The organism is Pseudomonas mangrovi (assembly GCF_003052585.1).
Lineage (GTDB): Bacteria > Pseudomonadota > Gammaproteobacteria > Pseudomonadales > Pseudomonadaceae > Aquipseudomonas > Aquipseudomonas mangrovi.
Window position 1 is genome coordinate 36,448 of sequence record NZ_QASN01000015.1, and the last position, 15,273, is coordinate 51,720.

Consider the following 15,273-nt stretch of genomic DNA (forward strand, 5'->3'; position numbering starts at 1 on the left):
TGCATCAGTCGGCCCGCCATGCGAGCCTGGCCATCAGGCCTTGCTGCAGCTTGGCGGAGCCCAGTCGCCCATGTCCGGGTTGTTGCACACATCGGAGACCATGCTGCGGCCGCGACTGGCGACTTCACGGCTCTCGGCACGCTTGGTCTGAACCTGCTGCACGGCGCGCTCGGTGGTAACCGCTTCCTGCGGAACCTGGCGCACCACGCGCGGCTGGCTGGCCACCGGAGTCTTGGCTGCCTCGGCGACCACCTGGCGCTGCACGCCGACCTGCTGCAGATCCTGCTCGTAGGCCTGGGTGTAGGTCTCGACGTTCTCGCCGACGCGACCGTCAACCTGGGCCAGCAGCGCATTGGTTTCCTGCAGGCCGCTGACGATCTCGTTCAGCCGTGCGCGGCCTTCGCTGTCGCTGATCGCACCGGATTTGCGCGAATCGCGCAGCGCAGAAAACTCGCGCTGGTAGCAGCTCTGGGCGGCGCTGGCGTAAGCCACGCTGCGGTCGATCTCGCCAGCCGTGCGGCTGAAGTCGCCGGCGTAGGAGGCGATGCGCTGGCGGTCGTCGGCGATCTGGTTCTGACGCTCGTTGTAGTAGGCGGCAGTGCCACCGAGCAGGGCGCCGCCGGCGGCGCCGATGGCGACGTTGCGCGCGCGGTCGTCGCTGTCTCCTGCGACTGCACCGGCGACGGCACCGAGCAGGCCGCCGGCGATGGCACCGGTGGCGACCGACTTCTTCATCGCCGAATCGGAGCTGCGCAGGTGGCTGACCGGCTCGTAGCAGGCCGGGTAGTAGTTGGCCTGGGTCGTCGCCGCGACCTGGGAACTGGGGTTCCCGGCACAGCCGGCCAGCAGCACAGAGCCACCGACGACCAGGGACAGCGCCAGGCGCGAGGTGAATGCGAAGCTCTTGCGGAAATCACTCATGGTCTTGGTCTCTTCTTCGGTTTGACTATTCCGGACACGCTGCCCGCGCCCCGGAACCCCTTTCATCGCCCGCCGGAGGCGAGCACTTCCTTCAGGATCAGCGCCGGATCGGCACGCTGCTGCTTGCGGTACTGACCGACATGGCCGACGAACACCGTAGCACGCGCTGCCAGGCTCTTACCGAGCACTGGCTGGCGATTCAGCTCCTCCATCACACGCTGGAACTGCTCCTGGATCACCGCATCGGTATAGCGCGTGCCGGTTGCCAGGTTGTCGATGTAGATCGCCACCGCGCCGTCCACCGCGCTCTGGCCGTTCTCGATCGCCCCGGCGAACAGGTCTGCGCTGGCCTGGTCGCGGGCGGCCAGGGCCTGGTCGCGGCTGTTCTTCAGGTTGGTCAGGCGAATGTTGTAGTTGTTGATGGTCTCGGCCACCAGCGCAGCGGACTGGATCAGGTTGCCGGCGGCTTCCTCGCGCTGGCGGGCGATCAGCGCCACGTCGCGCTTGAGGTCTTCGTTGACCTGCGCCAGCTGCGCCTGGATTTTCTCGTCCTTGCTCGCGGCGATGATCTCGTCGAGGCGCTTGGTCGGGTCCTGGAACTCGTCGATCTCGTCGGTCAGCCCGGCCAGGCGGCCGTCACGCTGCCATTGTTCGAACAGGTCCTGGTAGCGCGAACGCGGCGCCGAGATCGCCCCCAGCGCCACGCGCATGCCGGTGGTCTCGTTGCGCTGCTCGCTGCCGTCGGCGGCAAACAGCGGGTATTCGCGGCGCATGCCGGTGAACAGGGTCATCTCGCCTTCGAGGTAATTGCCGCCCTTGACCACGAAACCGCCGTAGCTGCCGTGGCGGCGGCCGGCGCGTACCAGCTGGAAGGATTCGTTGACCATCTCGGCGGCGTTGCCGATCACATCGTGCAGCCCGATCGGGTTGGGCTTGCGGCTGCCCACCGGGAGCAGTCGCGCCTGCTGGCCGGTGCCGCCGGAGACCTGGTTGTAGACCGCCCATTCACCCAGCGGGCCATCGCCCTCGCCGCCCGGTTGCGGCCGCGGGAACAGCCGCGCTTCGAGTTCCTGGCGACTCACCGCGTGGCCGCCGCGGGCGGCGAACTCCCACTCCGCCTCGGTCGGCAGCCGCACATGGGCCAGGCCGCCTTCGTCCGGACGCAGGGCGCGGCCGCTGATCGGCAGCGCCTTGCGCTGGTTCTTCAACAGCCAGGCGCTGTAGACCGCGGCGAAACGCTCGGCCTCGAAGCGCGACAGCTTGACCTTGGGCAGGCGCGCCTGGCCGCCGGCATCGGCCGGGCATTCGCCAGCCGGTTTGCCTTCGAGCAGGCCGGCCTGGGACATCACCTTGGCGTACTGGCCGGCACTGACTTCGTACTTGCCGATGAAATACAGCATCGGCTGCAGCGGCACCTCGCGATCGTAGCTCGGCAGTTGCGGCGCGATGCGGCTGCGCCAGGCGGCAGGCAGATCGTTGAGGCTGAACTGGCCGCTGATGTAGTCCCGCCGGAAGCCGGACATGAACGACTGCTGGTAGCCGGCTTCGTCCTCGCCGAACGGATAGCCGAGGTTGATCTCGCGGTCATCCAGGCTGCCCTTGGCCAGCACGTAGACATAGCGGAACACCATCTCGCCGCCGCAGGGCAGCGGCAGGCTGACGTCATCCGCCAGCGGGCGCGGGTTGTCCGGGGTGCCCTCATCGGCCCAGACCACGCAGGCGAAGCACGCCGCCACTGCCAACCACCACCTAGACATCCCGCAATCCCTCCGATGCTTCGATTCCTGCCGCACGCCAGCCACCGGCCGCCGCGGCAAGCAGGCTGAACCCGAGGGTCGCCGCGGCCGCGAGCAGGTACTGGTGCCACTCGAGGCGGCAAGCGTACTCGCCCGCCTGCTGCATGAACAATTGATTCAGCAGGGTTTCCGCCGCGAGATACGCCAGCCCGCCGAGCAGCAGACTGATCAGCCCGGTGTAGAGCGCTTGCAGGCTGACGAAGGCGAGCAGCGCGGCAGTCGGGAAACCGATCAGCCGCAGTACCGACAGCTCGCGATGCTTGCGTGCCACCGCTGCCAGGGCGCTCGCGGTCATGGCCGCAAAGGCGCCGGCCAGGCCCAGTCCGGCGATGATCCAGAACACCACACCGAGGTTGCGGCTGAGTGACCGCACCTGGGCGATGGCCTCGGCCTGGGTCGCCACTTCCTGGCCCTCGGCGGCGAAGCGCTGGCGCAGCGTCTCCACTGCATCGAGATCGCGGGCATAAAGACGGAATCCCGGATAGATCCGCTGCGCCGCGCCGGAGCCCTGCATGCCCGGCCAGTCGAAGGCCGCCACGGCACGGCCGTCGCGGTAATCCTCGACGGCCTCGAGCAACTCCAGGCGTCCGAACAGGGCGTCGCGCTGGAAGGCCGCCAGGGGCAGCACGCCGACCACCCGCAGGCGGGTGCGCTGATACTCCGCGACGCCACCGTCAAGCCGACCGAAAGCCGCTAGCAACTCATCACCGACGCCCGCCCCGAGCTTTTCCGCCGCGCTGCGGCTGAGCAGCACTTCATCCAGCCGCTGCGGCTGGGGCAGTGCGCCGAGCAGGGGATCACCGGGACCGGTCGGCAGCATCTCGACGCTGACCACCGGCCCTGGACGGTTCGGGTAGAGATCGGCCGTCGCGGCAATCTGCCGGGTTCGCGGCAGGGCGAAGGCCACCTCCGGCAGGCGGCGCAGTTCATCGATTCGCGCGGCGCTGTAGCGACCACCGCCCAAAGGGACGATCTCGCGCACGCCGGGGTCCTGTTCCAGGCGATCGGTCAGGCTGCCGACCAGCCCGGACTTGAGGCCGAACAGCACCAGCAGCGGTGCCAGCACCGCCACCAGCGCCAGCACCGCGCAGGCGGACAGCCGCCAGTCGGCGCGATAGTCATGCCAGGCCAGCCTGGCCATCAGCCCGGCGCGCATCAGCCGGCACCTTCGAGGGTGGCGGTGACGCCGCCATCGGCGTCGCGGCGAACCTGCAGACCGAGCAGCGACAGGCCGACGCTGCGTGCCAGCTGCAGGTCATGGGTGGTCAGCAGCAGACAGGCGCCGCGGGCCTGGCTCTGCTCGACCAGCAGTTGCATGACCCGCGCGGCGTTGAGCGGGTCGAGCGAGGCGGTCGGTTCATCGGCCAGCACCAGCTTGGGTGAGTGCGCCAGGGCGCGGGCGATACCGACCCGCTGGCGCTGGCCGACCGAGAGCGCCGAGGGCCGCTTGTCGAGCTGGTCGACGATTTCCAGTTGCTCGGCGAGCCGGCGCACGCTGCCATCGTCGCCCAGGCCGAGCAGCTCGCGGGACAGGCCGATGTTGCCGCGTACATCGAGAAAGCCGAGCAGACCGCCGGTCTGCAGCACGTAGCCGAGCTCACGACTGCGCAGCTCGGCGAGTCGATCCTGCCGCCCGGCGCGCCAGAGCGCCGCGATGTCCTGCTCGCCCTGGGCGCTGCGCAGGCTCAGCTCGCCACCCGGATCGGGCGACAGCACCAGCGCAAGCAGGTCGAGCAAGGTGCTCTTGCCACTGCCGCTGGCGCCGACCACCGCCAGACGCTGACCCGGATACAGATCCAGGCGCGGCACCCAGAGGCTGAAGCGCTGGCTGCCGCTGCCGCGGCTCTTGCGGACGTCGCGCAGGCGCAGCATCAGGGCAGCGTCGACAGCGGGACGCGGTAGAGCGCGTCGCCTGGCTCGGCGTCGCCGAAGCGCACCCAGTTGGCCAGGTCGTTGTGGAAGGTTTCGTAGAGACGGATCTTCGATTCCAGCTCGTCGATGAAGTCCTGCTGCTCGGCGACGCTGAGCGACAGCCAGAGGTCCTGGGTCATGTTCAGCGACTTGCTGCGATACGGCAGTCCCTCGAGGTATTCGCCGAGGATGCCGCTGTCGACCAGGTTGCTGCCGCGTGCCAGCGCCGACGGATCGCGGCTCATGTGCGCACTGGCGCTGGCGATTTCGGCGAAGAAGTCCTTCGGCGAGCTGCGCGTGCGGCGTGCCGAATCGACGATCAGCTTGAGCGACTGCTGCAGGTCGTTGAGCTGCAGCTTGGTCAGCAGCACGCAGACCTGGAAGCTCGGCAGTGCCGGGTTGGTCAGGTCGCGGTCGCTGGTCCAGGCGGTCACCAGCTGCGGCGCCTGGATGCTGTCGCGCCGCCCGAGGAAGTCCATGTGCATCGCGTAGCCAACCGCGGCAGATTTCTGCGCCAGGCTCGGCGCCTCGGTCCAGCTCGGCGCGACCATGCGCCGCTCGCCGGCCGCGGCGTGGACCAGCTCGGTGAAGGTGCCGGAGATCTCGCGGACGCGCTCGCCGAAGCGCGCCACATCACCACCGGGCACCGGCACGTAGAGGTCGCCGATGGTCGGGTTGGCGTCGGCGGTCAGCGCGCGGTACTGGCTCTCGGCGTAGGCGTGGTTGTTGCGCCCGGGGTCGGTCTTCAGGTGCAGGGCGAAGATGCGGATCTGCTTGGCGCGTGCCGCCTCGCGAACCTCGGCCTCGTTCATCCGGGTGCGCCCGAGCGGATCGTTCTTGCGCAGGGCGCCGGCGTCGGTGATCAGCAGCACGATACGCCCCGCGTAGGGGCTCCAGTCCATGCCATCCACCGCTTCCATCACACCGGCGAAGGCGTCCTCGTTGAAGGCGTGGCTGGAGACGGTGGTCGCCTGGACCTTGCTCGCCTCTGCGAGGAAGCGATCGGGGTCGCTGCCCTGGTCCAGGGTTACCAGCGTGCGGGTGACGTACTCCAGCCCCGGCGTCTTCGCGACGCTGCTGCGAAAGCCAACCAGGCCGAAGCTGACCTTGTCCAGCTCGCCACGTGCAGCCAGCTGGCCCTGAACCTCGCGGACCACCTCGCGCACCCGGTCGATGTACGGCTGCATCGACACCGAGGTGTCCACCACCAGCACGATGCCGGTCCGGAAGACCTCCGGCGCGACCACGGCGGCGCTGCTGCCACCGCGCTCCTGCGGCGTGTTGCCCGGGTCGATCGAGGCGATGTTGAGCAGCTGCGCCGGCTGGCCGCTGGCGTCGAAGCTCTCCCATGACTCGAGGATCGGCAGCAGGTAGAACTGATCCTGCGGGATGGCGCTGGCAGTGGGCTCGATCGCCAGAACCTGGTGATCGCCACCGGTCTCAACCCGGCGCAGCGCCTCTCGCGCCAGCTGTGGATCACCCAGCAGGCGTTCGAGTTCGGTGGCATCGCGCAGGAACATCACCGGTGCCCGGCCGCTGCGCTCGGTAAAGCGCAGCACCAGGCTCTGCTTCCAGTCACTGGTCTGCGGCGCCGCCAGCCAGCCGTCGCTGCGGCCGTCGCTGCCGACACCGATGCGCAGCCAGGTCTCGCCAGCCTGTTCACGACGTTCATAGACGTAGGCCACGGTGAACGCCGGCAGCGCCTCGCCACGCGGCGTGCCACCCGGCTCATCGAGCAGGCGCGCGCCGGGCTTGGTCAGCACGCGCTGGAACAGGGTCTTCTTGCCGGCCATCAGCAACGGCCGCTTGCCATCGTCTGCCGGGTCAGCTCCTTGCCCACTGGCCTTCGGCCCGGCCGGCTGCCCGTCTCCTGCCTCCTGGGCCACCTTCGGCTCGCTGCCGGGGCCCGAGAGGGCGAAGTACAGGCCGCCGCCGATGGCCAGCGCCACCGCGATGGCCACCGCCGTCAGCAGCGGCGCACGGCTCTTGCCGGGCGGGGCAACGGGCGTAGGGCGCTGCTGCTGCGCAGTCGGCGTCGGCGTTGGCGCAACCGTTGGCCGCTCGTCTTCGCTGCGTAGCGGGGGAATGCTCACCGACACTGCAGCCGGCTGGCCGGGTACGCTCTGTTCGAAGGCCGGTGCGCTGCCGGCCACCGGCATCACCACGGTGGCATCACTGTTGGTGGCGGGGGGCGCGGTGGCCAACAGCGCGTCCAGCGCGGCGATGAAGGCAGCGGCGGTGGGGAAGCGGTCCTTCGGATCTTTCGCCAGCAGGCCACGCAGAATGTTCTGGAAACGACCCTGGTGAATCGGCAGTTCCGGCAGCGGTTCGGTCAGGTGCGCCAGGGCGGTGGAGAGCGAATCGCTGCCGCTGTAGGGCAGCTTTCCGGTGAGGATCTCGTAGAGCACCACGCCCAGGGCATAAAGGTCGGCGCGACCGTCGATGTCCTGGCCGCGTGCCTGCTCCGGGCTCATGTAGCTGGGCGTGCCGACCGAGAAACCGGCCTGGGTGAACTGGGTACGGTCATCCAGCGACTTGGCAATGCCGAAGTCCGAGAGTACTGCGGTGCCATCGGCGCGGAACAGGATGTTGGCCGGCTTGACGTCGCGATGCACCAGCCCCTTGGAATGGGCGTAGCCCAGTGCCTGGGCGACCTGACGCAGGTAGCCGATGCCTTCCTCCGGGCTCATCCCCTCGCGCATGCGCTCCTTGAGGGTGCCGTTGGGCAGGTACTCCATGGCCATGTAGTAGAGGTTGCCGACGTTGCCGATGTCGAAAATGCCCACCGTGTAGGGGTTCGACAGCTTCGCCTGCATCTTGCCCTCACGCAGGAAGCGCTCGCAGAAGGTCGGGTCGGCGGCGAGCGCCGCGGACATCACCTTGAGTGCGACCTTGCGCTCCAGCGAGCGCTGGGTCGCCAGGTAAACCTTGGCCATGGCGCCTTCGCCGAGCACGCGCTCGATGTCATAGCCGGGAATCTCGATTTCGCTGTGCATGGGCTCTCTCAGACTGCCTTGACGACGAGCGCCGTGATGTTGTCCGGTGCGCCGCGGGTCAGGCCCAGATGGACCAGGCTGCGCACCACCTCGTAGGGATCGGGGTAGCGCAGCACCTCGCCCAGCTCATGATCTTCCGCCGTGCGGGTAAGGCCGTCGCTGCAGAGCAGGAAGGTATCGCCGGGCAGCACCCGCAGCGATACCCGGGCCAGTTCGACATGCTCGTCGACGCCAACGGCACGGGTGACGATATTGCCCATCGGATGGGCGCGCGCCTCCTCCTCGTTGAGCAGATTGCTGTCGATCAGCTCCTGCACGTAGCTGTGGTCGCGGCTGATCGCCTCCAGTCGGCCATCGCGCAGACGGTACAGGCGACTGTCGCCAGCCCACAGGCAGACCGCCTGGTCGTCGCGCGCGGCAAGCAGGACCAAGGTCGCGCCCATCATCTCCACACCCCGCAGGCTGGCCTCGGCGCGCACCTGGGTGTTGACCTGTGCGACGCCTGCGCAGAGTGCCTCGACATAGTCATCGAAGCGCTCGGCCGGGGCGATCGCGCGCAGGCTGTCGACCAGCAGATTGCTGACATAGTCGCCAGCGGCGTGCCCGCCCATGCCGTCGGCGACCAGCCAGAGGCCGTCTTCGGCCAGATCCAGGCAGGCGTCCTCGTTGACCTGGCGAACCATTCCGACATGGCTGTAGCTGGCGGAGAGGTACTGCGGAAAGACCAGCATCTGCGACTCCTCAGACCGGGACGCCGGACTCACCGGCGGCACCGAGCAGACAACGGGCGAAATCACTGGCGGCTGGTAGCCCGGCGCAGCGCAGCATGCCGGCCGGCACGCGCTCCGAACCGCGTCCCCACCACAGGCTGCTGCGCTCCAGGGAACAGCTGGCCAAGGCTTGCAGACGCTGGCCGGGCAACCATGCCGGACAATGCTGCAGACCATTGCCGAGCGACTCCCAGGTCGCCGCCGGCAGGCAGTCGGGGCTGCCCAGCGCGTTGACTGCACTCTCGAACACCTCGAACTCGGCATCCTCGTCGAGGGTCGACAGCAGCAACGCCTCGGCACGCTCGAACCAGTCGTCGGCACCGCCGACGATCAACGACAGGTCACTGCCGGCCGGCAGCGGCAGCAGGATGCTCAGCGGGAAGTAGCGGCCGACGCGATCGACGCTGGGCATCATCACCCCGATCAGCGCGTCTGCACCCAGCAGCGGGGCCGGCACGGCAAAGCGCCACAGCGGGCTGACCAGATAGGTTTCCAGCCAGCGCGGACCGAGCTCAGTCTGACTGGCGGCGATGCCGGCGGCCAGCCAGTCGTCCCAGCTCTTGATCAGTGCCTGGGACAGGCCGCGGCTGACGAAATCACCGCGGCCGGCCAGCTTGCCGTAGAAACCGGGCGCCGTCACAGCCGCTCCGGCAGCTGGAAACTGCTCAGTACACGGCTCTTGAACGGGTTGAAGGCACTGCTGGCGCGCAGCTCGCTGGAAATGCTCGCGCCATCCACGCGCATGCGCAGGGTGAAGCGATCCGGCGTGCTGCCCGCCGACAGCTCGGACTGATCAAGCAGGCGGAACCAGGCCCAGGGGCCATCCACCGTCAGGCCGGAGCGCCCGCTGGCCGGCGGCGGGGTGATCGACAGGCGCACCAGGCCGAGGTTGTTCGGGCTCGGCCACTGCATCGCCACCGGCCGGCTCGGGCCATGGTCATAGGTCAGTTGCTGGCCGTCCAGATCGAGCAGGAACTGGTCGATGGAGGAATCCATCGCCACCGGACGCAGCTCGAAACGGACCATCGGCTGGGTGCCGCCGGAGCGGAAGAAGGCATCGCGAATCTCCGCCGCGCGCTGGAAGGTGACCAGCGCCGAGGAGGAAAGGCCGAGTTTGTCGGCCGCGCCCGGCTGCCAGCGCCAGGGCGTCCGCGAGCTGTCGACGTAGGGCTGCAGATAGCGACGGAAATAGTTGTCCATCACCCCGCCGACGCCGAAGAAATGGCCGAAGTCTTCCAGGGTCGCGTCGCGCGAGCTGTTCGGGTCCAGCGGGTAGCGGCCGGCCAGCGAATGCCGGTAGACGTTGACTACTTCGCTGGTCCAGGCGGCGTTCAATTGCTGGCGCACGCCGCCCATCATGCTGCCGGTGGTGGAGCCGACGACCGACTTGACCAGCCCGCGCACCAGCGGCGGCTGGCGCTCTGCGCCCAGGCTCAGGCGCTGCGCGGCGGCGGCGGTCTGGTTCTTGGCTTCGCCGAGGATGGCATCGCCACTGGCACCGACCATGCCGCTGACCTGTACGTAGAGCGCGTTCATGTCCGCCAGCAGGCCTTCGATCGGCGGGCTCTGGCCTTCCGGCGCGTTGACCAGGCTGTTCAGCTCGGCGAAGCGCTGGGTCACCGGATCGACCGCCGCCGGCGCCTGCTGCTGGGTTTCCCCCGGCTGGCCGACCAGGCTGCCGAGCTGCTCCTTGAGCTTGTCGACCTTGCCGGTGCTCTGGCCGAGCTTCTCGGCAATCAGGCGGTCGTCGCGGTACAGGTCGGTCTCGCGGGCCACCGCCGTGAGCAGCTGCTTGAGCGGTGAATTCGGCCCGGACAGCACGCGCAGCACGTCGGCGGCCTGGGCGACGCTGGTGACCGGAACGAAATCGAGATCGGCGAGCAGGGCTTCCCAGTGCCGCAGGTAGTCCTCGAAATACAGCTGGCGTACTTCCATTGCCAGCGAGGCGACGTCCTGGCCGTCGCTGAAGTTGCGCCCGAGCACCCACTGCTCTTCGGCCAGGGTGCCGGACTGGCTGAGGCTGGCGGTAAGGAACACCTCGCGATAGCCGCGGTAGGTGAAGAAGCCGCTCAATGGCTCGCTCAGCGGCTTGCCGCTTTTGCGCACGAAGACCAGCGAGGCATCACGCCCGGCGGCTTCGGAGAGACGAAAGCCCGGCAGACCGTCCGGCAAAGGCTGCCGCTTGACCCGGTCGTAGACCCGCTGCGCCACCGACAGACGCTGCAGCTGGCGGCGTACGTCCTCGACCAGGTTGTCATCCAGGCGCGCCGCCGGCGGACGCCGGTCGAACAGCGAGACCAGATGGCGGTCGAGCGACTGGCGCTGCTCGGCGGTCAGGTCGCGCGGCAGGGTCTGGTCCCAGTCGAGGCTGATCCAGGCCTTGAGGAAGTCGGCGTCGTAGTGATCGCCGCCCGAGAGCATCAGGTAGGCCTTGAGCCCCTCATAGAGAAAGTCCGAGCTGCCGCCGTTGCGCAGCTGTTCCTCGATACGATTGAGCAGGCGTGGGGCGAAGACCGCGATCAGCAGCTTGCGATAGACGCTGGCGGCCTCGCTACCAAGCATGTCGCCCTGATACAGGCCCAGGCCTTCGGCCCAGTCCGGCGGATTGTCGGCCGAATCGCGCATGGCGTTGAGCAGCGGCAACACGTGCAGTACCTCGCGCTGCGCCGGGCTGAGCTGCTCGATCTGGCCGCGCAGCGGCTGCACCCGCGCATCCACCTCGCTGATGTACTGCTGGTTGGCACGGTAGCTGGCGATCCACAGCGCCGAGACCGTCAGCACTACCAGTGCGGTGGTGGCCAGTGCGCCTATGGTGATCAGCCGCCGGCGCTTCTCCACCTTGGGATTGGCGCCGACCAGGCCGCGCTCGCCAAAGGCCACCTCGCGGAACAGCCGCTCGATGAAATAGCTGCGTCCGCTGCCGGTCTGCCGCGCCAGGTGCTGGCGATCGAGGTTCATCGACTGCGCCATGGCGCCGATCAGGCGATCGATCGGACTGCCTTCCTGGGTGCCGCTGGTGAAGTAGACGCCACGCAGCAACGCCGGCTGCTCGTAGGGGTTGGGCTTGAAGGCGGCGGTGAGGAAGCTGCCCAGGCAGTCCTTGAGCGCGGCGAACTGCTGCGGGAAGCCGTAGATCAGGTCGCGGCGGGTTGGGTCGCGCTCCTGCTGCAGGCGCTCGACCAGACGCTCGTTGAGGCGTTGTTCGAGGGCCAGGAACTCGCTGTCGAACACCGCCAGCGGGCCCTGCTCGCTCTTGCCGTCGTCGAGGGCGAAAGTCATGCCCCAGACCTGCGCGCGCTCCTCGCGGCTGAGCGAATCGAAGAACTCCATGAAGCCGGGCACCAGGTCGAGCTTGGTCAGCATCAGGTAGACCGGGAAACGCACGCCGAGCTGGGTGTAGAGCTCCTGCAGACGGGCACGGATCGCCTTGGCATGCGCCGCGCGCTCGGCTTCGCTGCCGAGCAGCAGGTCGGACAGGCTGATGGCGATGAAGGCGCCATCGATCGGCCGGCGTTTGCGCTGGGTCTTGAGCAGATCGAGGAAGCCCAGCCAGGCGGCCTTGTCGACCTGGGCGTGGCTGTCCTGGGTGGTGTAGCGGCCGGCGGTATCCAGTAGTACGGCTTCGTCGGTGAACCACCAGTCGCAGTTTCGGGTGCCGCCGACGCCGCGTACGGCGCCACTGCCCAGCTGCGCCTCGAGCGGGAAGTTGAGGCCCGAGTTGACCAGTGCGGTGGTCTTGCCGGAACCGGGCGGGCCGATGATCACGTACCAGGGCAGCTCGTACAGGCTGCGGCGCTCGTCACCGCCGAGCTTGGCGCGCTTGAGCAGGCTCAGGGCCTCGTCCATGCGTTGCTTGAGGGTCGCCAGCTCCTCCGCGGTGGCCACGCGGGTCGGGTCCGGTGCGACGTCGGCGGTCATGCCCTGCATCACCCGCGCGCTGTTGCGCCGCGCCTGGACCATGCGCAATACCCGCAGGCCGATCCAGATGGCGAACAGCAGGCCGATCAGCGTCCAGCGCACCCATGCCGGCGCCAGTGGCTCGAAGCTGCCGATGGCGATCAGCGGGCCGATGAACCAGATCACCAGGCTCAGGGCGATCAGGCCCAGCAGCGGCATTACCCAACGAACTAGAAAACTGAAGAAGGACTTCACTCCACGCCCTCCGCGAAGACGGTTATTTCGACCCGGCGATTCTGCGCCCGGCCTTCGGCCGTGGCGTTCGAGGCCACCGGTTCGGTGTCGCTGCGCCCTTCGGCGGTGAAACGCTCGGCCTGGCCGCTGCGCGAGGCGAGCAGGTCCATGACCTGCTGCGCACGGGCCTGCGACAGCGCCCAGTTGGACGGGAAGCGCAGCGTGGCGATCGGCCGGTCATCGCTGTGGCCGGTGACCCGCACGTTGCCCTTGACCTGGCGAATGGCGTCGGCGATGCGCGCCATCAGCGGTTCGTGCTGGGAGGCGATGCTCGCGCTGCCGGAGGCGAACAGCGAGTCACCACGGATGGTCACCACCGAGCGGTCGACCTTGTCCTCGACCGCCACGCGGTTGGCGCGGATGTCGTCGGCGAGGAAGCCGGCCAGGCGCGGACGCTCGATCAGCTTGGGCTGGATCGGACGCGGCACGATGGCCTGCACCGGGATTTCGCCCAGTGCGTGGATGTTGCGGTACACCGGTTCGGCGTCGGCTGCCAGCTTCAGGCGCAGGCCGAACAGCAGCGCCAGCAGCAGCGCCAGGCCGATGGCCACGCCGACCCAGGGCGGCATGAACTGGCTCAGGCGATTGCGCACCATCTGCAGGCCACGCCAGCGCGGCGACAGCTCCTGCTCGCGCTCGCCGCGCACGCTGCGGATCACTCCGGCGGTGCGTTCGCGCAGCGCCTCGAGCTGATGCCGGCCGTCATGCATGACCCGATAGCGACCTTCGAAGCCCAGGCACATGCACAGGTACAGCAGCTCCAGCAGGTTCAGCCGCTGCCGCGGGTTCTGCAGGCAGTGGTCGAGCAGCTGGAAGGATTTTTCGCCCCCCCAGGCCTCGTTGTGCAGGGTGATCAGCAGACTCTGCTTGCTCCACTCGCTGGCGCTGCCCCAGGGCGTGCTGAGCACCGCCTCGTCGAGCGCGGTGCAGAGCACGTAGCGGGCGAGCATCACCTCGTCCTGGGGAATGCCGGCCTGACGTGCCTGCTCCTCGAACTGGCGCAGATGACCGAGCAGCTGCGCACGCAAACTGGCCGGCGCGGCATGGGCGATGGTTCCCCGCAGACGGGTGAGCAGCGCCAGCAACGGGCCTGCGGCCTGCTCCATCGGGTTGAGGCCGCGGCCCTTGCCGGTGAGCATCGGACCGCTGGCGGCCGGCGCGAAACCCTGGCCCTGCGGGGGGCGTGGCGCGCCGGCGGGTGCCTGGCCGGGCTCTGCTGCGCGACCACCGGGCCGCGGCATGATCAGAGTGCGATCGCTGGCGCCGTTGTCGGGCGTCGCACCGGCACCGCCGCCATTACCCGGCGTGCCGAATGGATCGTCGATCGGATGCATCGCTTACCCTCGAATGGCCCAGAAGGCCAGGTTGAGGCCGGGAAACTGACCGGCGATGTGGAAGGCGAATCCGCCGGAGTGCTTGAGCTGCTTCCAGTGGTCGCTGCCACGGTCCAGCTCGAAGTACACCGAGCCGGCGTGGTAGGGCAGCTGGCGCGGCGCCACCGGCAGCGACAGCAGGGCAATGCCCGGCAGCTGCAGGTTGACCAGGTCGCGGATGTGCTCCACCGAGCCGACCTTGGCCTGCTGCGGGAAACGCCCGCGCAGGGTTTCGCCGGGCACCTCGGCACGCACCACCAGAATGAAGCTGGAGTTCTCCAGCAGGGTCTTGTCGGCCAGCATGGCGACGTGCACGCCATAGGCCTTCTCGACGATCGGAATCGGCACCGCGCGCGAGTCGATCACCGCCGACAGCGCCTGGCGCAGCGCCAGCATCACCGGGGCGAAGCTGGCCTGCAGGTCGTCGTGCTCGTAGGCGGGGAACTCCACCGGGCGCTTGCCGGCCTCGGTGAAGGTGGCGAACTCACCGGCCAGCGCCACCAGTTCGCGGTAGAAGGACTCGGGATGCACCGGCGCCAGACGCGCCAGGTGGGCGATCAGCGGCTCGGCGCGGTTGACCAGCTGCAGCAGCATGAAATCGGCGATCTCCGATGCGCCGCCGGCACTCGACGCCACCACCCGCCCGGCGAGGGCTTCGCCGCGCTGGTGCAGCAGGCCGAGCAGTTCCTTGCGGAAGGCATCCAGTGCCGCCGCGGCGGTGACATCGAGCACCGGCGGCATGTAGGCCTCGTCCAGCGCCACGCTGCGGTCGGCGCGCCGCTCGAGCACCCGCGCGACCCCTATCGCGGCGTACTCGGCGAGGCCGTCACGTTCGGTCAGCAGGCGTAGCGCGCAGCCGCCTACCGCCACCGGTGCACGGCTCTCGAATGCCGCGTTGTCGTCACGCACCTCGCGCACCTGGCTGCGATAGCGCGCGCCGCCCAGCGGCTCGCCCTCGTCGACGGTGTCGCGCACCCCGGCGCGCCGCAGTGGCATGGCCAGATAGACGACCCCGTCGCGCAGCCAGTCCTCGACTGCCAGCGGCGGCGGTGCGACGTCATCGGCGGGGATGTTGAACGGCGTGCCATCCGGCAGCAGGCCGCGGGCGGAGACGATCGCCAGCTTGCCCTGGGCCAGCAGAGCGGCATCCAGCTGCAGTTCGGAGAAGCCCCAGCCAGCCGGCACCAGGCTGCGACAGCGGCCATCGACCAGGTTCTCCAGATAGCGATCATGCTGCTGGAAGTGCTGTGGGCGGAGGAACATTCCCTCCGACCAGACCACACGGTTATTCCAAGACATGCGTTCTCCTGCCGGG

Annotated in this window: 10 protein-coding genes; all 10 read right to left on the reverse strand. The window is 68.7% G+C overall.

Annotation, left to right across the window (positions count from 1 at the left end):
• Positions 1-33 precede the first annotated feature (33 nt).
• The 10 genes from tagQ to tssK all read right to left on the reverse strand — a co-directional run bounded on the left by tagQ (position 34) and on the right by tssK (position 15,257).
• The gene (gene tagQ, locus DBO85_RS08545) at positions 34-921 is read right to left on the reverse strand and encodes a type VI secretion system-associated lipoprotein TagQ (RefSeq protein ID WP_108106847.1); all 888 of its coding nucleotides are present in this window, start codon (positions 919-921) and stop codon (positions 34-36) included.
• Between the two features lie 62 nt (positions 922-983).
• Positions 984-2,678 carry a formylglycine-generating enzyme family protein gene (locus tag DBO85_RS08550; protein WP_108106848.1) on the reverse strand — a complete coding sequence of 565 codons (1,695 nt, stop codon included), beginning with the start codon at positions 2,676-2,678 and terminating at the stop codon, positions 984-986.
• Complete coding sequence (locus tag DBO85_RS08555) at positions 2,671-3,873, reverse strand: ABC transporter permease (protein WP_108106849.1); 1,203 nt, start codon at positions 3,871-3,873, stop codon at positions 2,671-2,673. Before DBO85_RS08555 ends, DBO85_RS08550 begins: the two co-directional genes overlap by 8 nt.
• Complete coding sequence (locus tag DBO85_RS08560) at positions 3,873-4,589, reverse strand: ABC transporter ATP-binding protein (protein WP_108106850.1); 717 nt, start codon at positions 4,587-4,589, stop codon at positions 3,873-3,875. The genes DBO85_RS08555 and DBO85_RS08560 overlap by 1 nt, the downstream gene beginning before the upstream one ends.
• A complete protein-coding gene (locus tag DBO85_RS08565) occupies positions 4,589-7,624 on the reverse strand; it encodes a serine/threonine-protein kinase (RefSeq protein WP_108106851.1) in 3,036 nt (1,011 codons plus the stop codon). The genes DBO85_RS08560 and DBO85_RS08565 overlap by 1 nt, the downstream gene beginning before the upstream one ends.
• Before the next feature lie 8 nt (positions 7,625-7,632).
• Positions 7,633-8,355: a PP2C family protein-serine/threonine phosphatase gene (locus DBO85_RS08570; protein ID WP_108106852.1), complete on the reverse strand. Its 723-nt coding sequence runs from the start codon at positions 8,353-8,355 to the stop codon at positions 7,633-7,635.
• 10 nt (positions 8,356-8,365) lie between these two features.
• Positions 8,366-9,034, reverse strand: coding sequence for a type VI secretion system-associated protein TagF (tagF, locus tag DBO85_RS08575; protein ID WP_108106853.1), 669 nt, complete (start codon positions 9,032-9,034; stop codon positions 8,366-8,368).
• Positions 9,031-12,546: a type VI secretion system membrane subunit TssM gene (gene tssM, locus DBO85_RS08580; RefSeq protein ID WP_108106854.1), complete on the reverse strand. Its 3,516-nt coding sequence runs from the start codon at positions 12,544-12,546 to the stop codon at positions 9,031-9,033. Before tssM ends, tagF begins: the two co-directional genes overlap by 4 nt.
• Entirely contained in the window at positions 12,543-13,919 is a 1,377-nt protein-coding gene (locus DBO85_RS08585) for a DotU family type VI secretion system protein (RefSeq protein WP_108106855.1), read from the reverse strand. Before DBO85_RS08585 ends, tssM begins: the two co-directional genes overlap by 4 nt.
• Positions 13,920-13,922: 3 nt before the next feature.
• Positions 13,923-15,257, reverse strand: a complete 1,335-nt coding sequence (gene tssK, locus DBO85_RS08590; RefSeq protein ID WP_108106856.1) for a type VI secretion system baseplate subunit TssK — start codon at positions 15,255-15,257, stop codon at positions 13,923-13,925.
• Positions 15,258-15,273 lie beyond the last annotated feature (16 nt).